Annotated in this window: 22 protein-coding genes; 8 read left to right on the top strand and 14 right to left on the bottom strand. The window is 70.3% G+C overall.

Features of this window, described 5'->3' with window-relative positions; translation table 11 throughout:
• Nucleotides 1–41: 41 nt before the first annotated feature.
• The 5 genes from IEY95_RS33715 to IEY95_RS33695 all read right to left on the bottom strand — a co-directional run bounded on the left by IEY95_RS33715 (nucleotide 42) and on the right by IEY95_RS33695 (nucleotide 7,719).
• Entirely contained in the window at nucleotides 42–3,335 is a 3,294-nt protein-coding gene (locus tag IEY95_RS33715) for a S8 family peptidase (protein ID WP_229703545.1), read from the bottom strand.
• A gap of 206 nt (nucleotides 3,336–3,541) precedes the next feature.
• Nucleotides 3,542–4,225: an ABC transporter ATP-binding protein gene (locus tag IEY95_RS33710; protein WP_189189981.1), complete on the bottom strand. Its 684-nt coding sequence runs from the start codon at nucleotides 4,223–4,225 to the stop codon at nucleotides 3,542–3,544.
• Nucleotides 4,226–4,255: 30 nt separating this feature from the next.
• Nucleotides 4,256–5,722: an ABC transporter permease gene (locus IEY95_RS33705; RefSeq protein WP_189189980.1), complete on the bottom strand. Its 1,467-nt coding sequence runs from the start codon at nucleotides 5,720–5,722 to the stop codon at nucleotides 4,256–4,258.
• 175 nt (nucleotides 5,723–5,897) lie between these two features.
• The gene (locus IEY95_RS33700) at nucleotides 5,898–7,166 is read right to left on the bottom strand and encodes a L,D-transpeptidase (RefSeq protein ID WP_189189979.1); all 1,269 of its coding nucleotides are present in this window, start codon (nucleotides 7,164–7,166) and stop codon (nucleotides 5,898–5,900) included.
• Nucleotides 7,167–7,374: 208 nt separating this feature from the next.
• Nucleotides 7,375–7,719, bottom strand: a complete 345-nt coding sequence (locus tag IEY95_RS33695) for a hypothetical protein (protein WP_189189978.1) — start codon at nucleotides 7,717–7,719, stop codon at nucleotides 7,375–7,377.
• A 110-nt stretch (nucleotides 7,720–7,829) separates the two neighbouring features.
• On the opposite strand from IEY95_RS33695, the gene IEY95_RS33690 reads away from it, so the two are divergent.
• Both IEY95_RS33690 and IEY95_RS33685 read left to right on the top strand, forming a co-directional pair.
• Complete coding sequence (locus IEY95_RS33690) at nucleotides 7,830–8,159, top strand: hypothetical protein (protein WP_229703544.1); 330 nt, start codon at nucleotides 7,830–7,832, stop codon at nucleotides 8,157–8,159.
• A gap of 37 nt (nucleotides 8,160–8,196) precedes the next feature.
• On the top strand, nucleotides 8,197–8,946 hold the full coding sequence (locus IEY95_RS33685; protein ID WP_189189977.1) for a DUF2625 family protein: 750 nt from the start codon (nucleotides 8,197–8,199) through the stop codon (nucleotides 8,944–8,946).
• Nucleotides 8,947–9,043: 97 nt separating this feature from the next.
• Here IEY95_RS33685 and IEY95_RS33680 read toward each other — a convergent pair whose 3' ends face one another.
• The 5 genes from IEY95_RS33680 to IEY95_RS33660 form a co-directional block, all read right to left on the bottom strand.
• The gene (locus tag IEY95_RS33680; RefSeq protein ID WP_189189976.1) at nucleotides 9,044–10,732 is read right to left on the bottom strand and encodes a DEAD/DEAH box helicase; all 1,689 of its coding nucleotides are present in this window, start codon (nucleotides 10,730–10,732) and stop codon (nucleotides 9,044–9,046) included.
• A gap of 134 nt (nucleotides 10,733–10,866) precedes the next feature.
• Complete coding sequence (locus IEY95_RS33675) at nucleotides 10,867–11,070, bottom strand: cold-shock protein (protein ID WP_037661310.1); 204 nt, start codon at nucleotides 11,068–11,070, stop codon at nucleotides 10,867–10,869.
• A gap of 241 nt (nucleotides 11,071–11,311) precedes the next feature.
• The gene (gene hutH / locus IEY95_RS33670; RefSeq protein WP_189190179.1) at nucleotides 11,312–12,850 is read right to left on the bottom strand and encodes a histidine ammonia-lyase; all 1,539 of its coding nucleotides are present in this window, start codon (nucleotides 12,848–12,850) and stop codon (nucleotides 11,312–11,314) included.
• A gap of 116 nt (nucleotides 12,851–12,966) precedes the next feature.
• A complete protein-coding gene (locus IEY95_RS33665; RefSeq protein ID WP_189189975.1) occupies nucleotides 12,967–14,118 on the bottom strand; it encodes a GGDEF domain-containing protein in 1,152 nt (383 codons plus the stop codon).
• Between the two features lie 303 nt (nucleotides 14,119–14,421).
• Nucleotides 14,422–15,228 carry an enoyl-CoA hydratase/isomerase family protein gene (locus IEY95_RS33660; protein WP_189189974.1) on the bottom strand — a complete coding sequence of 269 codons (807 nt, stop codon included), beginning with the start codon at nucleotides 15,226–15,228 and terminating at the stop codon, nucleotides 14,422–14,424.
• Nucleotides 15,229–15,432: 204 nt separating this feature from the next.
• On the opposite strand from IEY95_RS33660, the gene IEY95_RS33655 reads away from it, so the two are divergent.
• A complete protein-coding gene (locus tag IEY95_RS33655; RefSeq protein ID WP_189189973.1) occupies nucleotides 15,433–16,134 on the top strand; it encodes a hypothetical protein in 702 nt (233 codons plus the stop codon).
• Here IEY95_RS33655 and IEY95_RS33650 read toward each other — a convergent pair.
• Together IEY95_RS33650 and IEY95_RS33645 are read right to left on the bottom strand one after the other, a co-directional pair.
• Nucleotides 16,131–17,207, bottom strand: coding sequence for an adenylate/guanylate cyclase domain-containing protein (locus IEY95_RS33650; RefSeq protein WP_189190178.1), 1,077 nt, complete (start codon nucleotides 17,205–17,207; stop codon nucleotides 16,131–16,133). The genes IEY95_RS33655 and IEY95_RS33650 overlap by 4 nt on opposite strands.
• Nucleotides 17,208–17,658: 451 nt before the next feature.
• On the bottom strand, nucleotides 17,659–18,537 hold the full coding sequence (locus IEY95_RS33645; protein ID WP_189189972.1) for a biotin--[acetyl-CoA-carboxylase] ligase: 879 nt from the start codon (nucleotides 18,535–18,537) through the stop codon (nucleotides 17,659–17,661).
• A 136-nt stretch (nucleotides 18,538–18,673) separates the two neighbouring features.
• Between IEY95_RS33645 and IEY95_RS33640 the strand changes: the two genes are divergently transcribed.
• Together IEY95_RS33640 and IEY95_RS33635 are read left to right on the top strand one after the other, a co-directional pair.
• Nucleotides 18,674–20,266, top strand: coding sequence for an acyl-CoA carboxylase subunit beta (locus IEY95_RS33640; protein ID WP_189189971.1), 1,593 nt, complete (start codon nucleotides 18,674–18,676; stop codon nucleotides 20,264–20,266).
• A 37-nt stretch (nucleotides 20,267–20,303) separates the two neighbouring features.
• Nucleotides 20,304–20,513: an acyl-CoA carboxylase epsilon subunit gene (locus tag IEY95_RS33635; protein ID WP_189189970.1), complete on the top strand. Its 210-nt coding sequence runs from the start codon at nucleotides 20,304–20,306 to the stop codon at nucleotides 20,511–20,513.
• On the opposite strand, the gene IEY95_RS33630 is transcribed toward IEY95_RS33635, so the two are convergent.
• Complete coding sequence (locus IEY95_RS33630; protein WP_189189969.1) at nucleotides 20,510–21,649, bottom strand: SGNH/GDSL hydrolase family protein; 1,140 nt, start codon at nucleotides 21,647–21,649, stop codon at nucleotides 20,510–20,512. The genes IEY95_RS33635 and IEY95_RS33630 overlap by 4 nt on opposite strands.
• Nucleotides 21,650–21,824: 175 nt before the next feature.
• On the opposite strand from IEY95_RS33630, the gene mmpB reads away from it, so the two are divergent.
• Together mmpB and IEY95_RS33625 are read left to right on the top strand one after the other, a co-directional pair.
• Nucleotides 21,825–21,953 (top strand): morphogenic membrane protein MmpB, encoded by a 129-nt coding sequence (gene mmpB / locus IEY95_RS50255; protein WP_268240534.1) that lies wholly within the window; start codon nucleotides 21,825–21,827, stop codon nucleotides 21,951–21,953.
• A gap of 51 nt (nucleotides 21,954–22,004) precedes the next feature.
• A complete protein-coding gene (locus IEY95_RS33625; RefSeq protein WP_189189968.1) occupies nucleotides 22,005–22,625 on the top strand; it encodes a Maf family protein in 621 nt (206 codons plus the stop codon).
• Here IEY95_RS33625 and IEY95_RS33620 read toward each other — a convergent pair whose 3' ends face one another.
• A complete protein-coding gene (locus IEY95_RS33620; RefSeq protein WP_189189967.1) occupies nucleotides 22,626–23,120 on the bottom strand; it encodes a hypothetical protein in 495 nt (164 codons plus the stop codon). It lies immediately after the preceding gene.
• A gap of 354 nt (nucleotides 23,121–23,474) precedes the next feature.
• Between IEY95_RS33620 and IEY95_RS33615 the strand changes: the two genes are divergently transcribed.
• Nucleotides 23,475–24,376 (top strand): acetyl-CoA carboxylase biotin carboxylase subunit (locus IEY95_RS33615; RefSeq protein WP_189189966.1); only part of this gene is annotated, 902 nt, incomplete at its 3' end.

The following is a 24,376-nucleotide window of genomic DNA, read 5'->3' as shown; positions in this document are numbered from 1 at the left end:
TCCGACGGGCCGTTCGCTATGGGCTCACTACCTGTACTGGCTCACTTCCCGTAGTACGCGTTGTAGATCGAGATCGTCGACTTGTTCCCCTTCTTGTCGGCGATCTTGGCGTGGAACGAGATGCCCTTGCCCGCCGCCGGGTTCTTCACGGTGATCTTTCCGTCCTTGACCTGGACCTTCTTCCAAGTCTGGCCGTAGTCGTACGACACCCACACCGCCAGCGATTTGAGGTTGGCGCCCTTGGCCGCGCCTTCGACGGTGACCGGGAAGGTCACGGTCTTACCGGCCTCGACGCGACTGTCCAGGCCTGTCTTCGCGTTGAAGCGGACCGTGGAGGCGGGCAGTTGGGCGAAGTCGGTCTTCTTGGAGTGGAAGGTCCAGCTCGCGTCGATCCGCGTGGAAGCGGCCGCGACCTTGACGCTCCGGATGACGGAGGTGGTCAGCTTGTACTCGGCGTTGCCCGCCGGGACCTTGAACATCCCGTCGCCGAAGAGCGGGTCCTGGTTGGAGCCGACCTTGGCGCCGTTGCGGTACAGCGTCGTCTTGACCGAGGTGAAGTCCGACGACCCCGCGTGCTTGTTGGCGTCGGTGAACAGCGGCACGTAGCCGTAGATGCTGTTGCCCTCGCGGAACAGGCCGTAGTTCGCGTTCAGGTGCGGCCCGAAGACCGCCGTGTTGAACGTCTTGCTGTAGCTCTTTCCCGCCTTGAACGTCTGCGGTACGCCGAGGGTGTAGTAGGCGTCGGGGATCGGGAAGCCGTCCGGGTCCTTGGCGCCCCCGAACTGCAGGAAGTCCAGCCCCCACTGAATCCGCTCACCGGTCGACAGATACAGCGTGCGCGTGCTCGGCAGGGTCTGCTCCGCGAGCGCACCGACGGTGAGGTCCTCGGGCAGCAAGCCGGAGGCACTGATGGCACCGGTCTTGCCGGCGGCCGCGGCGCCCATGCCGGCCTTCACCCTGGCGAGTTCGCCCTGCTTGAAGTGCCGGACCTTGTCGCCGACGACATGCTTGACCTTGGCGGTGGTGGCGACGTCGTACTCGGTCTTGTCGCCCTTGGTCCACTGGCCGTACCAGGTCTGGGTCAGCCCGCTGGAGACGTCCGGGCCGAGCGACGCCATCCGGATGTTCTCAAAGGAGTCCAGGCTGAAGCCGACGGGAAAACCCGCGGGTTCGTAGAAGTAGTCGATCATCGCCGACAGCGGCTTGGCCCCGGTGTCCGGCACCGTGATGTCGGCGGTCTTCGTCTTCCGGGCGTCGATCGTCACTGTGGTGTTCTTGGTGACGCTCAGCTTCGGCTCGACCACCCAGTCGAGACCGCCCTCGAAGGTGACGAAGTCCTTCGCGATCCATGCGTCCAGGAGGTACGTGCCCTTGGGCACTCGCACGGTCGTCGTGCCGGACTGCGCGATCGGCACCTGGTAGCCCCGGCCGGAGGCCAGTCCCGTGTAGCCGAGCAGGATCGTGTCGTAGTCCGCCGTCGGCTGACCGTCCTTGCCGATGTGCTTGATCGTCACGTCGTACGACTGGATCTCACGCTGCACGGCCGCGGCCGTGCGTACGCTCTGTCCGCCGCCGGTCGCCGTGACATACGCGGAGTACGCGCCATCGAGCGTGCCGCCCAGCTTGGTGTTGACGGTCAGGTCGACGGAGGCCTTGCCGCCCGCCGGGACCTTCACCGTGGTGGCGCCGAGCTTGAAGAAGCCCGCGGGAGCCGCCTGCCCCTTGGGGTTGGTGGCGGTCGCCGACAGCTTCAGGGTGACGGTGGACTTGCCGAGGTTGCGGTAGGTGACCTGCTTGGTCGCGGGCTTGTCGTCGGTGTGCGGCCACTGCTGGGTGCCGAAGCTCACCGACACCGGGTCGGCGATCACGGACTGCTTGATGGCCTTGTCGACGGCGATCCGGCCCGAACCCTGCTGGAACGGAGTGTACTTGCCGCCCTTCGCGGAGCCGGTCAGCGCGCCCTTGAGTTCGGCGTAACCCCAGTCCGGGTGTTCCTGCTTGAGGATCGCCGCGGCGCCCGCGACGTGCGGGGTCGCCATCGACGTACCGGAAATGGTCAGGTAGCCGGGCGGGTTCTCGCCGACCTCCTCGTCGATGAGGCTGCCCGGAGCCGCCGCGGCCGTGATGTCCACGCCGGGGGCGGTGACGTCCGGCTTGATGGCCGCGTCGCCGGCGCGCGGGCCGGTGCTGGAGAAGTCGGCCAGCTTGTCGTGGTCGTCGACCGCGCCGACGGTGAGGGCCGCGTCCGCGCTGCCCGGTGAACCGATGGACTCGGGGCCGGAGTTGCCGGCCGCTATCGCGAAGAGGACGCCCTTCTCGGCGGAGAGCTTGTTGACCTCCGCCTCCAGGGGGTCGATCTCCGGGGTGTCCGGTCCGCCCAGGCTGAGGTTGACGACGTCGGCGCCCTGGTCCGCGGCCCATTCCATGCCGGCGAGGATGCTGGAGTCGTCACCGGAGCCGGTGTCGTCGAGGACCTTGCCGTTGAGGATCTTGGCGCCAGGAGCCACGCCCTTGTACTTGCCGTGGGACTTCGCGCCGGTGCCCGCCGCGATGGACGCGACGTGCGTGCCGTGACCGAAGTGGTCGGTGGCGTCGGCGGCCGTGGAGAAGTTCTTGGACTCGATCACCTGGTTCTTGAGGTCCGGGTGGGTCGCGTCGACTCCGGTGTCCAGTACGGCGATCTTCACGCCCTTGCCGGTGTATCCGGCCGCCCACGCCTTGGGGGCGCCGATCTGCGGCACGGACTTGTCGAGGCTCGCCTTGCGGACGCCGTCGAGCCAGACGTGTGCCACGCCGGAGGCCGTCTCGTCGCCGTTGGTGACCGCGTTCCACAGTTCGGGCGTGTCCTGCTGCGGTGTCTGCACCGCGTCCGCGTTGAGGACCGTGAGGCTCCGGCGGAGCTTGCCCGCGTCGCGGACGTCCGCCTTGGCCGCCGCGGCGGCTCCCTTGTAGCCGACGATGACCTTGAGGCCCGCCTTCTGGGACGAGCGGGTGGCCGACTTGTTGAGTTCGGTGATGTCGAACAGCCGCTGGTCCAGCTTGCCGGTGGCCACGAGTCGGGCCGCGTCGGCCGGGATGACGGTCGTGTGCCCGTCGACCTTGCGGATCTGTACGGGTATGTGCTCCCGCCCCTTCGCCCGGTCCAGGCCGACGACCCGGCCATTGGCGTCGACTGCGACCCGGTCACCGGTGATCAGGGTGATGCGGTGTGTGGCCGTGAGCGAGGGCGCGTTGGTCGGGCGCTGCTCGGGCTTCGCCGACGCCGGGCTGGTCATCCCGGCGGCGAGTGCGACGGCGGACGCCGTTGCGATGGTGGCCGCGCATGCTCTTTTCACTTGTCTGCGCAAGACTCCCCCTGGAGATCGCATGCCGGGCGAATTCCCCGTTCACCCGGCCGGGGGCGGTCCCGTACGCATGCGCGTACACCCCCCGGAAAGCGCAAGTATGCCCGGGGGGTGATCGGCCGCTCAATAGACAGGGAGCCGCGAAGAGTTGACGGACTTGTTCCGCCGAGCTCCCGCACTCCCCCCTTTGCGCTTCCTTATGCTCCCGCGTTCTCCTTGACGGTGATCCGGCCCTTGCGGATCGTCGCAAGCCGCGGGGCCTTCTTCGCGATCGCGGAGTCGTGCGTGACCATGATGAAAGTGAGCCCGTGCTCCTTCCACATGGCTTCCAGTACGTCCATGATCTCGTCGCGCATGGATTCGTCGAGGTTTCCGGTGGGTTCGTCGGCGAGCAGCACCTTCGGCTGCTTGACCAGGGCGCGGGCGATGGCGACGCGCTGCTGCTGACCACCCGACAGTTCGGCGGGCAGGTGCCCGAGCCGCTCGGTCAGGCCCACCGACTCCAGTGCCGCGGCGGCCCGTTCGCGCCGCTCCTTCGTCTTCACACGGAGGGGTACGAGGGCGGTCTCCACGTTCTCCTGGGCGGTGAGCGTGGGAATCAGGTTGAAGCTCTGAAAGACGAAGCCGATGTTCTCGCTGCGCACCTTGGTGAGCTTCGCCTCGGACAGTTTCGCCATGTCCGTGCCGTCGAGTTCGACACTGCCCGCGGTGGGGCGGTCGAGCCCGCCGAGCATCTGAAGAAGGGTGGACTTTCCGCCACCGGTGGGGCCCTGGATGACGAGCCGGTCGCCGTCCCCGATGGTCAGATCGATACCGGCGAGCGCGTCGACCGTTTCCTTGCCCCGCGTATAGCGCTTGGTGACGCCTCTGAGTTCGTACATGGTGCAACTCCTGGGATACGTAAGGGGGGCTTATTCGACGCGGCGCAGGGCGTCCGCGGGCCGCAACCGGGAGGCGCGCCAGCCGCCGAAGGCACCGGCGATCAGGCCACCGGTGACGGCGAGGGCCACCGCGACGACGATGGTGTTGAGGCTGACGGGCGCGGTGAGCGCGACCTCGAGGGCCTTGCTCGCGGCCTGTCGGCCGGGACCTCCGAAACCACCGCCAGGACCGCCGGGACCACCGCCCGCACCGCCGCCGGAACTGCCCACCTGGGCCTGCAGGGTCGGGCTGATCTCGGTGACGACATAGGCGCCCGCGAGGCCGAGCGCGATACCGAGGGCGCCGCCGACCAGACCGTTGACGACGGCCTCACCGACGACCTGGCGGGTCACCCGGCCCGACTTCCAGCCGAGCGCCTTGAGGGTGCCGAACTCGCGCACCCGGCGGGAGACGGCCGAGGAGGTCAGCAGACCCGCGACCAGGAACGCGGCCACGAGCACCGCGATGGAAAGCCACTTGCCGACGTTCGAGGCGAGGCTGGAGGCCGTCGACAGGGAGCCGGAGACGGTGTCCGCGAGGTCCGCGGAAGTCGTCACGGTCGTACCCGAGATGTTCTTCTGGATGGTGCTCTTGACGCTGCTGATCTGCTGCGAGTCGGACGCCTTGACGTAGATCGTGGTGACCTTGTTCTTGGAGTCGCTGAGCGTCTGCGCCTGCTTGAGCGGGATGTACAGGTTGGCCGCCGCGTCACCGCTGTCCGGCGTCGCGATGCCGATGACCTTGTACTTGACGCTCTTGATGGTGACGGTGCTGCCGACCTTGAGCTTCTTCTCCTTGGCGTACGACTTGTCGGCGACGACGACCTTGGCGTCGGTCTCGGACGTCTTGAACGTACGACCGCTGGTGATCTTCGACGAGGTCAGCGGGCCGAGGGCCGGCTTGGTGACGTCGGTGCCGTAGACCGAGTAGTTGTTGACGTCGAAGTCGGCGCCGCCGCCCTTGACGGTGCCCTGGGGCGAGGGCTGGGCGCCGCCCGGGCCGCCCTGCTGGTTGCCGCCACCGTTTTGGTTCTGCTGGAACTGACCCCGCGTGAACTGGCCGTTGACCCGGATGACCTGGAGGCTCAGCCCGCCGACGGAGTCCGCGACGCCCTTCTGGGAGTCGACCTTGGAGACCGTCGAGGCGGCCAGGGTCTGGAAGCCCTGGACCATGACGCGGTCGCTGCTCTGCTCCTTGTCGGAGCCGTTGTCCTGGGCGTCGAAGTTGAAGCGCGGGCGGTCGCTGCTGCTCGACGTGGGCGCCGCGGCCTTGGTGACCGTCATGTCCGTACCCAGCCCGTACAGCGACTGGAGGACCTTGCCCTGGGCCTTCTCCATGCCCGAGGACACGGAGCTGACCACGATGACCAGGGCGATGCCCAGGGCGAGTCCGGAGGCGACGACGAGGGCCGCCTTTCTGCGGCGGCGCAGTTCGCGCCTCAGGTAGGTGAAGAACATGGGCCGCAAGTTAGGTACGGCGCGTGATGAAGGGATAAGGCCGAAATAAGAGAACGATGAGAAGGCTGTGGCGGGCCGGGAGTTCACCTGTGCACCACCGAGGAACGCTGTGCGCCCGCCAAGACGAACGGCCCGCACTCCGGGTGGAGTGCGGGCCGTCGTACGCAGGCTCGGCTCAGACCGCGGAACCGGACTTCCATGCCGCCCAGTCCAGGTTCCAGCCGTTGAGGCCGTTCTCCGGGGCGATGGTCTTGTCGCCGGTGTTCTTGACGACCACGACGTCACCGATCAGCGAGTGGTTGTAGAACCACGCGGCAGGCGTGTTCTGGTCCTTGGCACCCTTGGTGTCGGACAGGCCGACACAGCCGTGGCTGGTGTTCACCGCGCCGAAGATGGACTTGGCGCCCCAGTAGTTGCCGTGGATGAAGGTGCCGGAGTTCGACAGACGCATGGCGTGCGGCACGTCCTTGATGTCGTACTCGCCCTTGCCGTCGTCGTTCGTGAAGCCGACCGTCGAGCCGTCCATCCGGGTCTCCTTGAACTTCTCGGAGATCACCATCTGGCCCTGGTACGTCTTGTGGTCCGGAGCACCCGCGGAGATCGGGATGGTCTTGATGACCTTGCCGTCCTGGGTGACCTTCATCGTCTTGGTCTGAGCGTCGACGACGGAGACCTGGTTGCGACCGATCTTGAAAGTGACCGTCTTCTGCTGCACGCCGTACACGCCGCTCGCACCCTCGACGCCGTCGAGGTTCAGCTTGAGGGTGACGGTGGAGCCGCCGGTCCAGTAGTTCTCGGGGCGGAAGTCCAGGCGGTTGGCGTTGAACCAGTGCCCGACGACCTCCTGGCCACTGCTGGAGGAGACGGTGATCCCCTTCTGCACGGCGGCCTTGTTCGTGATCGCCTTGTTGAAGTTGATCGAGACCGGCATGCCGACGCCGACGGTGGAGCCGTCCTCCGGCGTGAAGTTGCCTATGAAGCTGTTGGCCGGGGAGACCGTCGTGAACGAGGCGTTCTCATGGGCGGTGCGGCCTGCGGAGTCGGTGGCCTCGGCGGCGATCTTGTACGTGGTGGCCCGCTCGAGCTGGCCGGACGGCTTCCAGCTCTTCTTGTCGGCGGATATCTGACCGGCGACGGCGGTGCCGGCGGCGGTCTGCATCGTGACGGACGTGAGCTTGCCCTTGCTCACGGTGACCGCCGTGCCGTTGTTGATCGAGGCGTTGTCGGAGCCGTCCTTGGGCGTGATCTTGATCTGGGCCTCGGAGGTCTTCTTGGCCGCGGCCTCGTCGACCTTGGCCTGCGACGTGCTGTCGCCGCCGTCCGTCGCGCCGGCCTTGTCACCGCCTCCGCTGCACGCAGAGAGCACCAACACCCCGCCGAGCAGTGCGGACGCGGCCATCAGACCCTTGCGCCGCTTACTGTCCGTCATCACACGCTTCTCCATCGTCGCCGAATCACCAAAAGACACGAGAGCCCCACCGGAACCATCAACGCTAGGACCGTTGCATCCCGTTCCACACCCCGCGGAGGTGTGGGGCACACCACGTCCGGACAAGTGGACCGCGTGGTGCTGAGGTGGCCAGTGCGTCTGCTGAGACGACAAAACCCCGGACGGCGGTTGCCGCCCGGGGTCACGTTTTCCCCAAGCCGCGTCAGCCGACTGCGTCTTCTTCGTCGTCCTCCGCGGCATCATCCTCGTCGAGATCCCAATCCGGCGAATCGGGGTCGTAGTCGATGGGCTCGCTGCTCCAGGACGCCTGGGCGAGGTCGATCCCCGGCACCTCGCTGACCAGGTCGAACGGGTCCACCAGATACGCGAGGGCCTCGGCAGTGTCTTCCGTCACCGCGCTCTCGGCATGCGTGCGCTCGTCGGCCGGCATGCCGGCGTCGTCGGCGATCCGGCGCAGCGCGGCCTTGGTGACGGCGTCGGCGTCGTCGACTTCCAGCACCAGTTCGACACGAAGCCGCACAAACTGTGATGTCTCAGGAGTACTCATGGGACGGAGCGTACGGCCCACAGGTTCCACGACTTTCCCACGACCCGCGCCTTTCATTAGCATCGCCCCACACGGCCAATTCGCCAGCGCCACAAGGGGATCGATATTTCGTGTCCGCCGCACGTCGATCGTTGTTGACCGCCACCGCCGCGGGGACCCTCCTGGGGGCCCTGTGGTTCGTCCCGTCCGCCAACGCGACCCAGGACGAACCCACTCCGAGCGCCTCGGCGTCAACCTCCGCGACGACGACCACCACCACCACCAACGCGGTGCAGACGTCCACGGAGTCGGGCACGGTGTCGAGCGAGGAACACACCCTGCTGGCCGACACCGGCAGCGTCGACACGACGCCGTACATCGTCGGCGGCACGCTCTTCCTCGGCCTGGGCGCCGGATTCATCACCTATTCGGTGCGCCGCGAGCGCACGATGGCCTACTGAGCACGGCGCTCCGGCCCGGACAACCCACGGGGAACCCATGCGAGACCTGACCGAGCTGACCGACGTCGAGGAACCGGCCTGGCCGCTGCTGTCCGAGGCACTCGACACCAGCGGGGTGTCCATGGACGTGCTGCCCGGCGATCCGGCACGGGGCCGCTCCACCCTGCTCCAACTGCAGGTCACCGCGCGGTCCTGGCTCGGCGGGATGGTGCTCAACTGCGGTGGGGTGGTGCTGGACAGCGGGTGGCTGCGGATCTACGGGAGCCCGGGCGCCGATGCGTCCACGGGGCTGCCGGGGGGCTCCACGGACCTGCCCAGCCTCGCCGAGGTCAACGGATTCCCCGCACGGTTCGATCCCGCCTGGCGGCCCTTCAACGGGCTCGTCGTCGGCCACGACGTCCTGGGCGGGGTCTTCGTCATGAACGGGCCCGACCCGGAGGCGGCCGGCCGTCCCGGACGCCCTGGCGAGATCGTGTACTTCGCTCCGGACTCCCTGCGCTGGGAGGCCCTCGAAGTGGGCCACGGGGCCTGGCTCCACTGGCTCCTCGGCGAGGGCACGGATCACTTCTACGACACGCTGCGGTGGCCGGGCTGGCGCGCCGAGTCCGGTGCGCTGACCGGGAGGCAGGGGCTGTCCGTCGTGCCCTTCCTCTGGTCGGCCGAGGCTCGCCGGGACATGCACTCGACCAGCCGCCGCGCGGTGCCGCTGGCCGAAATCCTCAGCCTGCACCGGGACTTCGCGCTGAAGCTCGACTCGGTGGATCCGGGGTTCCTGGGCACCGTCTGACGACTCAGGTGGCGTGCGGCGCCCCCTTCGGAGGCGCGGGGAACTGCGCGGCCGGCGAAGACGGCCCGCAGTTCACATCACGCCCCCGGGAGAGCCATCACGCGGCCCGGCGACCGCCGCCCTGGCCGCCACGTTCCGTGCGGCGCTGCGGGGCACGCCCACGGCCACCCGAGCGGGCGCTGCCCGCGCCGCCCCCGGTGTCGGTACGTCGGCCTGTCGCACCGCCGCCGCCACCGGTGTCGGTACGTCGGCCGGTCGCACCGCCGCCGCCACCGGTACGGCGACCGGTGGCCGTGCCGCCGGCAGCGCCACCCGTGCCCGTACCCGACGGCCGCCTGGCCCCGCCCCCGGCCCCACGCCGGGAGTTCGACCGCTGCTTCGGCTGCTCGGCGGGCTGCGGCACCTCGATGACCACCGGCACGCCGGAGGGCTCGCGGGCGCCGGTGAGGCGGGCCAGCTCCTCGTCGCCGGACTTGATGCGGGCGGTGCGCGGGGTGATGCCGGCGTCCGCCATCAGACGGGTCATCTCCCGCTTCTGCTCGGGCAGTACGAGGGTGACGACGCTGCCGGACTCCCCGGCGCGGGCCGTACGGCCGCCGCGGTGCAGATAGTCCTTGTGGTCGGTCGGCGGATCGACGTTGACGACCAGATCCAGGTCGTCGATGTGGATGCCGCGGGCGGCCACGTTGGTGGCGACGAGCGCGGTGACCTGACCGTTCTTGAACTGGTCGAGGGTGCGGTTGCGCTGCGGCTGGCTGCGCCCGCCGTGCAGCGCGGACGCCCGTACGCCACTCGCGAGCAGCCGCTTGGTGAACCGGTCGGCGCCCCGCTTGGTGTCCACGAAGAGGATGACCCGGCCGTCGCGCGCCGCGATCCGCAGGGCGACGGCCTTCTTGTCGGTCTCGTCGACGACATGCAGCACGTGGTGCTCCATGGTGGTCACCGCACCCGCCGACGGGTCGACCGAGTGCACCACGGGGTCCGTGAGGAACATCCGCACGAGCCGGTCGATGTTCTTGTCCAGCGTCGCCGAGAACAGCAGCCGCTGACCGTCCGGCTCGACCTGCTGGAGCAGCGCGGTGACCTGCGGCATGAAGCCCATGTCGGCCATCTGGTCGGCCTCGTCGAGCACGGTGATCGCGACCCGGCCGAGGGAGCAGTCGCCCCGCTCGATGAGGTCCTTGAGCCGCCCGGGGGTGGCCACCAGCACTTCGGCGCCGCGACGGAGCGCACCGGCCTGCCGGCTGATCGACATACCGCCGACGGCCGTGGCGACGCGCAGGTTGACGGCGGTGGCGTACGGCGTCAGCGCGTCGTTGACCTGCTGCGCGAGCTCACGCGTGGGCACCAGGACAAGGGCGAGCGGCGCCTTGGACTCGGCCCGGCGGCCCGCGGTGCGCGCCAGCAGGGCGAGCCCGAAGGCGAGGGTCTTGCCCGAGCCGGTGCGGCCCCGGCCGAGAACGTCGCGCCCGGCAAGGGAGTTGGGCAGGGTCGCACCCTGGATCGGGAAAGGCTCGGTGACGCCCTGGGCGGCGAGCGTCTTGGTCAGCGCGGCCGGCATGTCCAGTGCGTCGAAGGAGTCGACGGCGGGCAGCGCGGGCGTGATGGTCTCGGGCAGCGAGAACTCCTGCGGCGGCGCGACCCTGCGGGCACCGCCCTTGCCGGCGCCCCGGCCGGTGTTCCGGCCCGCGCTCCTCGCGGAGCCGCCGGTCTTCGCGGAGCCGCCGGTCTGGGCGCCGCGTGCGTTTGCCGGCCGCTTACGGACGGGACGTTCGGATCGAGTCATGCTGGATCTGGATTTCCTTCCTGGGCCCCACGGACTGCACGCACAGCGCTCACCACGCGCATGAGCATTCACAGCACGAGCCGGGACCCGCACCCGAAGGTGCGGGTCCCGGCTCTGGAAAAGCGCGTCCCGAATCAGGCGGGGACGATGTTCTCCGCCTGCAGGCCCTTCTGGCCCTGCGTGACGTCGAACGAGACCTTCTGGCCCTCCAGCAGCTCACGGAAGCCGGAGCTGGCGATGTTGGAGTAGTGGGCGAAGACGTCGGGGCCGCCGCCGTCCTGCTCGATGAAGCCGAAGCCCTTTTCCGAGTTGAACCACTTCACGGTGCCTGTAGCCATTGTTTTCTCCTGAACAGGTAGAGGTCCCATCCGGAGATGCACCGGGAAAAGCCGGAGATGCCGGTAAAACAAAACGCGCCTGCGGAAGATTCCGATCAGGCGCACAAAGTAAATGGGTACCAAAAACGTATCAACGCGACGGTAGCACACCTCGGACTGCCCTCCGGCACCGAGAGGCCCCGATGTGACGGGGGCCACCGTAGCCGACGGCGGCCCCCCTCCACATACGACGGACCTGCCGCTAGGCCAGCGGACCCGTCACCGGCTCCACCGCCGTCACCACATGGCCACCGCGCACGAACGCGTCCGCGGCCTCCAGGTCGGGGGCGAGGAAGCGATCCGGGCCGGGGCCCTGGACGCCGGCCGCGCGGACGGCCTCGATGACCGCCTGCGACGCCGGGGCGGGGGTCAGGCCCTCGCGCAGTTCGATCGCGCGGGTGGCGGCGTACAGCTCGATCGCGACGATCCGGGTCAGGTTGTCCACGGCCGTACGCAGCTTGCGCGCCGCCGACCAGCCCATGGAGACGTGGTCCTCCTGCATCGCGGAGGACGGGATGGAGTCCGCGGACGCCGGCACGGCGAGCCGCTTCATCTCGCTGACCAGCGCGGCCTGCGTGTACTGGGCGATCATCAGGCCCGAGTCGACACCGGCGTCGTCGGCGAGGAACGGCGGCAGGCCGTGCGAGCGGTTCTTGTCGAGGAGGCGGTCGGTGCGGCGCTCGGCGATGGAGCCCAGGTCGGCGGCCGCGATGGCGAGGAAGTCGAGGACGTACGCGACCGGGGCACCGTGGAAGTTGCCGTTCGACTCGACGCGGCCGTCGGGCAGCACAACCGGGTTGTCGACCGCGGAGGCGAGCTCGCGCTCGGCGACCGTACGGGCATGGGCGAGGGTGTCGCGTCCGGCGCCCGCGACCTGCGGGGCGCAGCGCACGGAGTAGGCGTCCTGGACGCGCGGGGCGCCGTCCTGGTGGTGCCCGGTGAGCTCCGAACCCTTCAGCACGGCCAGCATGTTGGCGGCGCTGGCACCCTGGCCCGGGTGCGGGCGGATGGCGTGCAGCTCGGGGGCGAGGACCTTGTCGGTGCCGAGCAGCGCCTCGAGGGAGAGGGCGGCGGTGACGTCCGCCGACTTGTAGAGCGTCTCCAGGTCGGCGAGGGCCATGACCAGCATGCCGAGCATGCCGTCGGTGCCGTTGAGGAGGGCGAGGCCTTCCTTCTCGCGCAGTTCGACGGGCGCGATGCCGGCCTCGGCGAGCAGCTCACCCGCGGGCCGTACGACACCGTCCGGGCCCTCCGCGTCCCCCTCGCCCATCAGCGTGAGCGCACAGTGGGACAGCGGCGCCAGGTCGCCGGAGCAGCCGAGCGAGCCGTACTCGTGCACGACCGGGGTGATACCGGCGTTGAGGATGTCCGCCATGGTCTGCGCGACCTCGGGCCGTACGCCCGTGTGTCCCGAGCAGACGGTCTTGAGCCGCAGGAACATCAGCGCGCGGACGACCTCGCGCTCCACGCGCGGGCCCATGCCGGCGGCGTGCGAGCGGACGATGTTGCGCTGCAGCTGGGCGCGCAGCTCCGGGCTGATGTGCCGGGTCGCGAGGGCGCCGAAACCGGTGGAAACGCCGTAGACGGGCTCCGGCTTGGCCGCCAGCGCGTCCACGATCTCGCGGGCCGCGGCGAGGGCCGCCACCGCCTCGTCGGAGAGCTCGATCCGGGCGCCGTCGCGCGCCACGGCGAGAACGTCGGACGCGGTCACCCCGGACGTCCCCACCACCACAGTGTGCATATCCATATTCAGGAGCGTACGCAGTGAATTCGATGATGTCACTAGTGGGTCATCGGTTTACCCCTTACTTCGACGTACGTCACAACGGACGGCCCGGGAGCGGGGCGCCGGCCGGATCACGGACGGGGCTCGTGGCGTCCGCGGAAGCGGCGGCGCTCCCCCTCCGTGGGCGACGGCGCGTCCGCGAGGCGCACGACCGGGTCGTCCGGGCCCTCGCGCCCGGCGACCACGGGCTTCGCCGCGCGCACGGCCTTGGCCCGGTACTGGGCGGCGTCGGCCAGCCGGAAGAGCCGCCGCGCCGAGCGCACCGGTCCGATCGGATCCTCGGTCGAGGCGACCCCGCACGCCACCCCTTCCCCCAGCTCCAACTCGGCCGCACGGCGACAGAGTTCGTCGGCGATGCGGACGACCTCGTCCGCCGCCGGGCCCACCGCCAGCAGGCAGAACTCGTCACCGCCGAGACGGGCCGCGAGGGTGCCCGGGAGCATCGCCCCGCACAGCGAGAGCACCGATCCGAACCGCTCCAGGAGCCGGTCGCCGACCGCGTGCCCGCGGGTGTCGTTGACCCGCTTCAGCCCATTGAGGTCGCAGACGACGAGACTGACCACGACCCCGTCGCCCTTGTGCCGCTCGACTGCCTCGTCGAGGCGGACATCCACGGCCCGGCGGTTGGCGAGCCCGGTGAGGGCGTCCGTGAACGCCAGCCGCCGGGCCTCCTCCAGACGCTCGGTCTGGGCGATCCCGGCCGCGACGACGGAGGCGAGGACGGTCGCGAAGTCGGCGTCGGCAGCGTCGAAGTCGGGGGCCCCGGCCGGGCGGGCCACATACAGCTCGCCCCACGCACGGCCGTGCAGGACGATCGGCGCGACGACGCAGCAGCCGCGACCACGGCGGCGCAGGGCGGCGACGCGCTGATGGCAGTACCCGGCGCGGCTGCCCGCCGGGCCGTCCGCCGTCTCCACCCAGGCGTTGGGCCCGCCGCCCCCGGCCCAGCGTTCATGCAGGAACTCGGTGATCTCCGGGAACTGGTGCACGGGGTAGGCCTCCCCGTCGGGGAACTCGTCCTCGCCCTCGGTCCGCTCGCCCACGTTGACGAGCACCCGCAGCCTGCCGAGTTCGCGCTCCCACACCGAGAGCGCGGCGAAGCTTCCGGCCAGCGCGTGACACGCGCCGAGCGCCGCGGCCCGCCACGACTCGCGTGGGGTGTGGGCCGCCGCCATGCCCTGCGCCAGCCCCACCACCGCCCTCAGCCGTCTGTCCTCACCCATCACCCCAGGCTAGGTAAAACTGCAGCATTTCGGGACATTGATACGGCGAACAGGGGTCCGGGACGGTGGTTCGGGCGGGTTTTTTCGCCCCCGCCGCCCCTGCCCGTCCCGCACCAGCCTTCGGCTGCGGGTTCGTGGGGGCTGGTCGCGCAGTTCCCCGCGCCCCTTTCCAGGGGTGCGGGGAACTGCGCAATCTTGTAAGCGGGGTCTGGGGACGCAGCCCCCAGGGACGATGGGGGTCCCCCCTGCTCGAGCGAAGCCGAGAGCTTGGGGGAGGGCAGGGGCGGCGGGGGCGAAAAACGTCTACTCGCCCGGCCACTCCGGCTTGCGCTTCTCGTTGAAGGCGGCGACACCCTCCGCCCGGTCCCCCGAGAAGGCGACGGACCGCCAGGCGGCATCCTCGACCTCGAGCCCCGCACGAAGGTCGAGACCCTGCCCGAGACGGAGCGCCCGCTTGGCCGCCCGCAGCCCCACGGGGGAGTTCGCAGCGATACGACCGGCCAGCGCCAGCGCCTCCGCCCTGTCCCGCCCCTCGTCCACGAGCTCATCCACAAGCCCCAACTCCCGCGCCTCGACCGCCTCCAGCCGCCGCGCCGAGAAAATGAGCTCGGCCGCCCGCGCGGCTCCGACCCGGCGGGGCAGCAACTGCGTACCGCCCCCTCCGGGGATCACCCCGACCGACACCTCGGGCAGCCCGACGACCGCCGTACGGTCGGCCACGATCAGGTCGCACGACAGTGCCAGCTCGAACCCGCCGCCCAGCGCGAAGCCGTGCACGGCGGCGACGGTCGGCATCGGCAGCTCCAGGACCCCGGTGTACGCGCCCCGCGCGACCGGGCGCTGCCGCACCAGCTCGGCGTCGGTGAACGAGTTGCGCTCCTTCAGGTCGGCGCCGACGCAGAAGGCGCGCTCATGGGTGGAGGTCAGCACGACCACACGTACGTCGCGGTCGGCGGCGAGCGCCTCGCAGGCACCGGCGATGGACCGGGCCATGTCCGTGGACACGGCGTTCATGGCCTTGGGCCGGTCGAGGGCGAGCTCCGCGACGTACGCGTGCCGCCGTACGACGACGAACTCCCCGAACCGCCGCTCGTCCCCTTGCTCCGCCATGACACCCTCCCGGTTAACGCGGGTTAACAAACCGACGCCCCGATCATCGCAGCCGACGCCGTCCGACGAAACCCGCCCCCCGCGCACCCACCTCCCCGTTCGAGTGACATCCCGCCCAACTCCCGCCCGCCGTCCCGAAACGGCACATAGCCTGCGCACCGCCGGTGCATTCGGGGGGCGCGGGCACATTGGGGAGGGACGACCATGACGAACCGAGAGACGACGCAGGCCACGAAGACCCGGCCGGAGCCGCGACGCACGCCTCCAACGGCGCGGCCGACGGCTCCCGGAGCGGGGGACGCCACAGCGGCGCATCCCGCGGCGGACGACAGCGCGGCGGTCCGCCCCGTCCGAGGGCGGCACCGCAGGCCCCGGCCGCGGCGGGTGCTCTTCGCCGTGGGCGGACTCGCGCTCGCCGCGGGGGTGTTGAGCTTTGTGCGGATGACGCCGGAGTCGGTGATCGGCGGTGGGGGCAGCGCGGAGGCCGAGCCGACAGGCGCGACCGTCATGGACACCGCGGGCAGCGCGGTCACCACCGTCGAGGCCGTGCCCTCCGGGGACCCCAAGGCCGACACCGGGACCGCCGCGATGGGCGCGTCGAGCGCGACGCCCACCCCGGGTGCGAGCGGCGTACCGACACCGTCGCCGACCACACCCGCGTCGATCCCGTCGCCGCACGGGAGTGCCCCCGCGACCAGCGCGCCGGACACCACGGGCATCCCGACCGCCCCCATGACCACACCGCTGACCACACCGCCCCCGGCGGCGACCACTCCCGGGGCCCCGCAGCCGACCCCGAGCGCGACGACCCATGGCCCGGCCCCACAGCCCGATCCCCCGATCGTGTGCGTGCCGATCGTCGGGATCTGCGTGAACGGTCTGGCGGCGCCGATCGGCCCCCGTTAGGACTCGGCGTCCCGGCGGGCGAGCAGCCAGGGTTCGATCACTCCGAGGCCACGGACCGGGCGCTGCCACATCGGCTGGAGGGCGAAACGGTAGGAAGGCGGTTCCTCGCCCTCCTTCTCCGCGGCGGCGGCGGCCTCGGCGGCCTCCGCCTCGGAGGCGGGCGCGTCCCTGGTGCGGATCAGTTCCTCCGCGAAGGCGCCGTCCACCAGGACCGCGTCGCGCGGCGCTATCGACGTGAGGCGGCTCGCCAGATTCACGGTGGTGCCGAACACATCACCCATCCGCGTGGTCACCGTGCCGAAGGCGATGCCGACGCGCAGCTCCGGCATCGTCTCGTCGTTCGCCATCGTCTCGATGAGCCGCATGGCGATCTCGGCCGCGATGCCGGCGTCGTCGGCGGCGTACAACACCTCGTCGCCCAGCGTCTTGATGAGCCGCCCGCCGTGCGCGGCGACCAGGTCGGCGGCGGTCGTCTCGAAGGCCTCGACGAGTTCGCCGAGTTCCTCCTCCTCCATGCGGCGGGTCAGCCGCGTGAACCCGACGAGGTCCGCGAAGCCGACGGCGAGGCGGCGGTCGACCATCTCCTCGTCGTCGGCGGCCTGGATGACCCGACCGGCCGAGGCGGCGAGCTGGCGCCGCCAGACGTAGACGAGGAACTCCTCCAGCTCGGGCAGGAGCAGCTCGATGATCGGGTACGTCACCTCGGTGCGCGTCATCCCGGGTTCCGGGGGCTCGGTCAGCCCCTCCAGGAACGAATCGATCTGCCACTCGGCCAGCCGGGCGGTGGTCTGCCCCGTGGAGCGCGCCACCTGCACGGCCATCGCCTCGCTGAGCAGGCCCGCCTCGACGAGGCCGGAGAGACGACGCAGCGCGAGCACGTCGGCCTCCGTGAGCGCCTTGGCCTGCCCGATGTCGGCGAAGCCCATCGCCCGCCAGAAGCGGGTGGCCAGTTCCACGGAGACGCCCGCGCTGCGGGCCGCCTGGAAGGGGGTGTAGCGGCGCTCGGCACCGAGGATGAGCCCCTCCAGGCGCAGCGCCAGCGGGTCACCTCCGGAGTCCGGCTCGGGGTGCATGTCCACGCGACCGTCCGCATCGGGCCGGGGTTCGGCCCGTGCGTCGGCCCGGGTGTCCGGGCGCGCCTCGGTGTCTGCTTCGGGCCGTGCGGGGGATGCGTCGGTGACCGACTCGGCGGTACGGCCCGGCTCGCCGTCGGGGGCGCGGTGGGCACCCGTGCCGGAGCCGGTGTCGTCGACGGTCACGCCTGTTGCCCTTCCGATCTGCCGCGGTCAGGTATCGACCGCGCTCAACTCTACGGCAGGTGTGCGCTGGCTCACTCCCGACGCCGGGGCTTGGACCGGGAGGTTTTCGCCCCCGCCGCCCCTGCCCGTCCCGTACTGGGGCTGCGCCCCCATCCCTCCAGCTCCCCCAAAAGATCGCGCAGTTCCCCGCGCCCCTGACAGGAGGTGGCGCCCGGCAGCGGCGGCGGCAGGATGCAGCCCGGGGGAACTGCGCGGAGATCCAGCCCTACACCGCCCGCAGATGCACCACGTCCCCCGCCCCCACCGGCTCCTGCACACCGTCCCCGGTGGCGACGACAAGCCGCCCGTCCCCGTCCACGGCCACCGCCTCCCCGGTGATCGACCGTCCCCCGGGCAGCTCGGCCCGGACAGAGCGGCCGAGCGTCGCGCACCCGGCGGCGTACGTCTCCTGGAGGCCGGACGCGGCGGGGTCGCCCCCGGCGCCGCGCCAGCGCTCGTACCACTGCTCCAGGGAGCGGAGCACGGCCCGCAGCACGGTGTCACGGTCCGTGCTCACCGCGCCCGCCAGCGCGAGGGAGCCGGCCCCGGGCACAGGGAGTTCGTCCTCGCGGAGCGTGACGTTGATGCCGATGCCGACCACCACCGCGTCGGTGCCCGCCCGCTCCGCGAGGATGCCTCCGGCCTTCCGCTCCTCGTCACCGACGGTCACCAGCACGTCGTTGGGCCACTTGAGTGCAGTGTCGACGCCGACGGCGCGCGAGAGGCCCGTCGCGATGGCGACGCCGGTGAGCAGCGGCAGCCAGCCCCAGCGTTCGACGGGGACCTGGGTGGGCTTGAGCAGGACGGAGAAGAAGAGGCCGGAGCGGGCGGGCGCCGTCCACTGGCGGTCGAGGCGGCCGCGCCCGGCGTCCTGTTCCTCGGCGATGAGGACCACGCCCTCGTCCGCCTTGCCCTCGGTGGCGAGGGCGACGAGGTCGGAGTTGGTGGACCCGGTGCGCTGGACCACCTGGACATCGCGCCAGAGCCCCTCCTGGCGGAGCAGCGCCCGGCGCAGTGAGGCCTCGTTCAGCGGCGGACGGTCCAGGTCGGACCACCGACGGCCGTTCGCGTTGTCGTTCGCGTCTGATGCATCTCGCGGCGTCATGCAACCCAGCCTAGGTGTGGTAAACGCCGCACTGCCGAACGGTAGGCACGCCACTACGCTACGGATGAGTAGCAAGCCCCCCTTCTGAGCACCTCACCCTCACGTCCCCCTAGAGCAGGCAGGGAGCCACATCCCGATGTCCGAGCCGGAAGAGCTGCAACACCCCGACATTCACACCACCGCGGGCAAGCTCGCGGACTTGCAGCGCCGCATCCAAGAGGCGACGCACGCCGGCTCGGAGCGCGCCGTCGAAAAGCAGCACGCCAAGGGCAAGTTGACGGCCCGTGAGCGGATCGAGCTGCTGATGGACGAGGGTTCGTTCGTCGAGTTCGACGAGTTCGCACGGCACCGGTCGACCGACTTCGGGCTGGAGAAGAACCGCCCGTACGGCGACGGTGTCGTCACCGGATACGGCACGGTCGACGGCCGCCCTGTCGCCGTGTTCTCGCAGGACTTCACCGTCTTCGGCGGCGCTCTCGGCGAGGTCTTCGGCCAGAAGATCATGAAGGTGATGGACTTCGCGCTGAAGACCGGCTGCCCGGTCATCGGCATCAACGACTCCGGCGGCGCCCGCATCCAGGAGGGCGTCAGCGCGCTCGGCATGTACGGCGAGATCTTCCGGCGGAACACGCACGCCTCGGGCGTGATTCCGCAGATCTCGCTCGTCGTCGGGCCCTGCGCGGGCGGCGCGGTCTACTCCCCCGCCATCACCGACTTCACGATCATGGTCGACCAGACCTCGCACATGTTCATCACCGGCCCGGACGTCATCAAGACGGTCACCGGCGAGGACGTCGGCTTCGAGGAGCTCGGCGGCGCGCGCACGCACAACGCGGTGTCGGGCGTCGCCCACCACATGGCGGGCGACGAGAAGGACGCCATCGACTACGTCAAGCAGCTGCTGTCGTATCTGCCGTCCAACAACCTCAGCGAGCCCCCGGTGTTCCCGGAGGAGGCGGACCTCTCCCTCACCGACGAGGACCGCGAGCTGGACACGATCGTGCCGGACAGCGCGAACCAGCCGTACGACATGCACGCGGTGATCGAGCACGTCCTGGACGACGCCGAGTTCTTCGAGACGCAGCCGCTGTTCGCGCCGAACATCCTCACCGGCTTCGGGCGGGTCGAGGGTCACCCCGTCGGCATCGTCGCCAATCAGCCGATGCAGTTCGCCGGCTGCCTCGACATCGACGCCTCCGAGAAGGCCGCGCGGTTCGTGCGGACGTGCGACGCCTTCAACGTTCCCGTCCTCACCTTCGTGGACGTGCCCGGCTTCCTCCCGGGCGTCGACCAGGAGCACACCGGCATCATCCGCCGCGGCGCCAAGCTGATCTACGCCTACGCCGAGGCCACCGTCCCGCTGATCACGATCATCACCCGCAAGGCCTTCGGCGGCGCCTACGACGTCATGGGCTCCAAGCACCTCGGCGCCGACCTCAACCTCGCCTGGCCCACCGCCCAGATCGCCGTCATGGGCGCGCAGGGCGCGGTCAACATCCTGCACCGCCGCACCATCGCGGCCGCCGAGGACCAGGAGGCGACCCGGGCCCGGCTGATCCAGGAGTACGAGGACACGCTGCTGAACCCGTACACGGCGGCCGAGCGTGGGTACATCGACGGTGTGATCATGCCGTCGCAGACCCGATCCCACGTCGTACGCGGCCTGCGTCAGCTGCGCACGAAGCGGGAATCACTCCCTCCTAAGAAGCACGGCAACATCCCCCTCTGAGCCCCCCTGTGGACCCGGATCATTCTTGGGAGCAGACATGACGATCAAGGTCGTACGGGGCAATCCGACCCCGGAGGAGCTGGCCGCCGCACTGGCGGTGGTCAGGGCGCGCGCCGCGGCGGCGGCCTCTACCCCGTCCGGCGCGCCCGGATCGCGAGACTCCTGGGCCGACCCGGCCCGCATCGCCGCCCGCCGGCTGCGCCGGCCGGGCCCGACGTCGTGGAGCCGCACGTACTGGCCCGACTAGTGACGAAGCAGTTCCGCCACGGCTTCGGCCATCACCGCGTACCCCGCGTCGTTCGGGTGCAGGTGATCGCCGAAGTCGTACGCCGGGTGCAGCCGGTCCGGGTCGGCCGGATCGGCCGCCACGCGGTTGAGGTCCACCACCGCGTCCCACTCCCCCGAGCGGCGGATCCACTCGTTCACCTCGTGGCTCACCTTCGCGGCGTGCTCGCCCCAGTGGTCGGAGCCGCCGGAGGGCAGCAGGGTCGCGCCGATCACGCGTAGCCCCCGGGCGCGGGCCTGGCGTATCAGCTCCCGGTAGCCATCGATGAGTTCGTCGGCCTCGACGACCGGCGCGGGCCGGTACGTCGGCTGCTCGTCCGTCTCGCTGAAGCCGATGTCGTTGAGGCCCTGGAGCACGACGAGCGTGTCCACGCCCGGGTGGTCGAGGACGTCGCGCCCGAGGCGGTGGACCCCCTTCTCGCCGTACCAGGCGGAGTCGTTGAGGAGCAGGTTTCCGCCGATGCCCGCGTTGAGCACGGGCCGGCCGGTGCGTTCGGCGAGCGCGTCGGACCAGCGGCGGTTCGCGCCCGGGGTCGAACCGAAGCCGTCGGTGATGGAGTCCCCGAAGAGCGCGACGGCGTCCGTACGGCCGCCCGCGTCGACCTCGACGGCCGCGAGGAAGTACCAGGACTCGGTCGCCTCGTCGAAGCCCTGGCCGTCGATGTCGTCGAGGCGGTTCCCGGCACCCCGGTAGCTGGTCGCGAAGGCCTGCGCGTGGAAGGTCGCGGGCCCGGTGACGGCGTCCAGGTGGAGGGTGACGGTCAGCGACTCCAGGGATTCCAGGGCGAGTTCGACGGGATCGCCGACGACGAGTCCGCGCGCCGGGATCTCGACACCGGTGGCCCCGTCGAAGGTGAGCCGCCGCATCGAGCCCGCATCGACGGCGGCTCCTTCGCCCGCACGGGCCACCGTGGCGCCCGCGATCCGCAGTGGCGAGCTTCCGTACGCGTTCGAGAGCCGGACTCGGATCCGGTCGCCGCCGACGGTGAGGCGTACGACCTGGCGCAGCGACTGACGCCAGAAGCCCTCCCGCGACCAGTTGGGGGTGAAGCCTTCGCTGGGGAGCTGGGGCGATGCGGTCCAGGCGGTGGTGAACACGGCAGTTCCCTCCCGACGATCCCACCAAAGGGGACCAGAGTTCCTTTAGTAATGGTCACGACCGTAGCAGGCGCTCACCCACTAAAGGAACCCCAGGACCATTTACACACCGTGCACGCAAGTTGAGTACGCGTACTCAGGCGCCCGGGGCCGTCACCACCGCACGATCGAATACATGCTGTGGTCCGACCCGGAGGACGAACCTCCCAAGGAACTCCGCGACATGCAGGACATGTTGCGGCGCCTGGGCGTTCTCATGGCGCTGGCCATGGTGCTCGCGATGATCGTCCTCGGCATCAGATGACCGAGGGCGGTGGCCGAGGCATTGCTCCGGGCGCGCCGATACCCTGACCGCATGACCGATCAGCCGCGCCGCCGCCTCGTGCTCGCCTCGCAGTCCCCCGCCCGGCTCAACCTGCTGCGGCAGGCCGGACTCGCCCCCGAGGTGATCGTGAGCGGGGTCGACGAGGACGCCGTGACCGCGCCCACCCCCGCCGAACTCGCGCTCGCGCTGGCCGAGGCGAAGGCCTCCGTCGTGGCGGCGAAGCCCGAGGTCCAGGGCGCCCTGGTGATCGGCTGCGACTCGGTGCTCGACCTGGACGGCGAGGCGCTCGGCAAGCCCGCGGACGCCGAGGAGGCCACCGCCCGCTGGAAGTCGATGCGCGGCCGGGCCGGGACCCTCCAGACGGGTCACTGCATCTACGACACGACGGCCAAGCGCTACGCCTCCGGGACCGCGTCCACCGTGGTCCGATTCGGCGATCCGACCGACGCCGAGATCGCCGCGTACGTCGCCTCGGGCGAACCCCTCTACGTGGCGGGCGCGTTCACGCTCGACGGCCGCTCGGCCCCGTTCATCGAGGGCATCGACGGCGACCACGGCAACGTCATCGGGATCTCGCTGCCGTTGGTGCGCCGCCTGCTGGCCGAACTGGGCATCGGCATCACGGAGTTGTGGACGCCGCCGGAGAAGTGATCAGGAGGCCGACGGGGCCGGCGGAGCGGCGACCGGGGCTCCGCCTCCGTTGTCGCCGTTCTTGCCGTCCTCGGGCGCGGCGTCGGCGGGGCCGCCGGCGGCCTCCCGGCGGTCGTACGCCATGAGTGTGAACACGATCAGCCCGAGCACCACCATCATGAAGGCGAACGCGCCCCAGCCCACCAGGCCCACCGTGAAGGCGCCGAGCAGGGCGTGCACGACGGCGGCACTGATGAGCAGGATGCGGCCGAAGACGCTCGGGGCGCGGTCGCGGAGGGCGACCAGCAGGGCCGCGAAGCCGCACGCCGCGAAGTAGAGCCCGAAGACCAGGCCCCCGACCTTCGACGACACGGACATCATGTCCGAGTCGAGGCCCGCCAGGGACATGTCCTGACGGTCGACGACGACGCCGAGGAACCAGTTCAGCAGCGCGATTCCGATCGCTTCCACGAAGAGCACGATCGCCGCCACCCACGCCACCGGTCTGCGCACCACCGGTCCCCACCCACTTCCCAGTGCTGTTACCCCAAGTACGTTCGTACATCCCGAACGCTACTAACGGGTAAACCCCCGGACAAGGGTTCTGCCGAAGGCAAAGAATCGTTGGGCCATTCGTAGGGACTCCACAAAGAAACGTTGTGGGCCGCAGCACGGAGTCACAGAGACCTTGACCACATTGGAAGGCTAGGGTTCAGGGAAGGATTCCTGCGTGCCGCGGCGCGACAAGGGATTTCACGGGTCGGGCGAGCCTCGCATCACGCTCCGTGTGGGCAAGCTCACCACTGGGGACGGGTCGAGAAGCCGTGTCGGCAGTCCCTAAACTCGGCTTGTTTCAAGGAGGGAGCCATCGTGCGCAAGGTGCTCATCGCCAACCGTGGCGAAATCGCTGTCCGCGTGGCCCGGGCGTGCCGGGATGCCGGGATCGCGAGCGTTGCCGTATATGCGGAACCGGACCGGGACGCTCTGCATGTCCGTGCGGCGGACGAAGCGTTCGCGTTGGGCGGTGACACCCCGGCCACCAGTTACCTGGACATCGCCAAGGTGCTGCAGGCCGCCAAGGACTCCGGAGCCGACGCCATCCATCCCGGATACGGCTTCCTGTCCGAGAACGCCGACTTCGCGCAGGCGGTCCTGGACGCGGACCTGATCTGGATCGGCCCGCCGCCGCAGGCGATCCGCGACCTGGGCGACAAGGTCGCAGCCAGGCACATCGCCCAGCGTGCCGGCGCCCCGCTGGTCGCCGGTACGCCTGACCCGGTGAGCGGGGCCGAGGAGGTCGTCGCGTTCGCCGAGCAGCACGGCCTGCCGATCGCCATCAAGGCCGCCTTCGGCGGCGGCGGACGCGGCCTGAAGGTCGCCCGCACCCTGGACGAGGTCCCCGAGCTCTACGAGTCCGCGGTCCGCGAGGCCGTCGCCGCGTTCGGCCGCGGCGAGTGCTTCGTCGAGCGCTACCTCGACAAGCCCCGGCACGTGGAGACCCAGTGCCTGGCCGACACCCACGGCAACGTGGTCGTCGTGTCCACCCGCGACTGCTCCCTGCAGCGCCGCCACCAAAAACTCGTCGAAGAGGCCCCCGCACCCTTCCTCTCCCCGGCGCAGGTCGAGGAGCTGTACTCCTCCTCCAAGGCGATCCTGAAGGAGGCCGGCTACGTCGGCGCGGGCACCGTGGAGTTCCTCGTCGGCATGGACGGCACGATCTCCTTCCTCGAGGTCAACACCCGCCTGCAGGTCGAACACCCGGTCACCGAGGA

Source organism: Streptomyces albiflavescens (assembly GCF_014645835.1).
Classification (GTDB): Bacteria; Actinomycetota; Actinomycetes; order Streptomycetales; family Streptomycetaceae; genus Streptomyces; species Streptomyces albiflavescens.
This window is presented reverse-complemented; position numbering and strand designations above follow the sequence as displayed.

What these genes read in the sequence shown, in the direction of transcription:
- IEY95_RS33665 (WP_189189975.1), bottom strand. Translation starts at nt 14,118, where the DNA reads ATGGGTGAGGACAGACGGCTGAGGGCGGTGGTGGGGCTGGCGCAGGGC.
- IEY95_RS33695 (WP_189189978.1), bottom strand. Translation starts at nt 7,719, where the DNA reads ATGAGTACTCCTGAGACATCACAGTTTGTGCGGCTTCGTGTCGAACTG.
- IEY95_RS33700 (WP_189189979.1), bottom strand. Translation starts at nt 7,166, where the DNA reads ATGGAGAAGCGTGTGATGACGGACAGTAAGCGGCGCAAGGGTCTGATG.
- IEY95_RS33640 (WP_189189971.1), top strand. Translation starts at nt 18,674, where the DNA reads ATGTCCGAGCCGGAAGAGCTGCAACACCCCGACATTCACACCACCGCG.
- IEY95_RS33710 (WP_189189981.1), bottom strand. Translation starts at nt 4,225, where the DNA reads ATGTACGAACTCAGAGGCGTCACCAAGCGCTATACGCGGGGCAAGGAA.
- mmpB (WP_268240534.1), top strand. Translation starts at nt 21,825, where the DNA reads ATGCTGTGGTCCGACCCGGAGGACGAACCTCCCAAGGAACTCCGCGAC.
- IEY95_RS33705 (WP_189189980.1), bottom strand. Translation starts at nt 5,722, where the DNA reads ATGTTCTTCACCTACCTGAGGCGCGAACTGCGCCGCCGCAGAAAGGCG.
- IEY95_RS33655 (WP_189189973.1), top strand. Translation starts at nt 15,433, where the DNA reads ATGACGAACCGAGAGACGACGCAGGCCACGAAGACCCGGCCGGAGCCG.
- IEY95_RS33635 (WP_189189970.1), top strand. Translation starts at nt 20,304, where the DNA reads ATGACGATCAAGGTCGTACGGGGCAATCCGACCCCGGAGGAGCTGGCC.
- IEY95_RS33680 (WP_189189976.1), bottom strand. Translation starts at nt 10,732, where the DNA reads ATGACTCGATCCGAACGTCCCGTCCGTAAGCGGCCGGCAAACGCACGC.
- IEY95_RS33645 (WP_189189972.1), bottom strand. Translation starts at nt 18,537, where the DNA reads ATGACGCCGCGAGATGCATCAGACGCGAACGACAACGCGAACGGCCGT.
- IEY95_RS33675 (WP_037661310.1), bottom strand. Translation starts at nt 11,070, where the DNA reads ATGGCTACAGGCACCGTGAAGTGGTTCAACTCGGAAAAGGGCTTCGGC.
- hutH (WP_189190179.1), bottom strand. Translation starts at nt 12,850, where the DNA reads ATGCACACTGTGGTGGTGGGGACGTCCGGGGTGACCGCGTCCGACGTT.
- IEY95_RS33650 (WP_189190178.1), bottom strand. Translation starts at nt 17,207, where the DNA reads ATGCACCCCGAGCCGGACTCCGGAGGTGACCCGCTGGCGCTGCGCCTG.
- IEY95_RS33685 (WP_189189977.1), top strand. Translation starts at nt 8,197, where the DNA reads ATGCGAGACCTGACCGAGCTGACCGACGTCGAGGAACCGGCCTGGCCG.
- IEY95_RS33625 (WP_189189968.1), top strand. Translation starts at nt 22,005, where the DNA reads ATGACCGATCAGCCGCGCCGCCGCCTCGTGCTCGCCTCGCAGTCCCCC.
- IEY95_RS33660 (WP_189189974.1), bottom strand. Translation starts at nt 15,228, where the DNA reads ATGGCGGAGCAAGGGGACGAGCGGCGGTTCGGGGAGTTCGTCGTCGTA.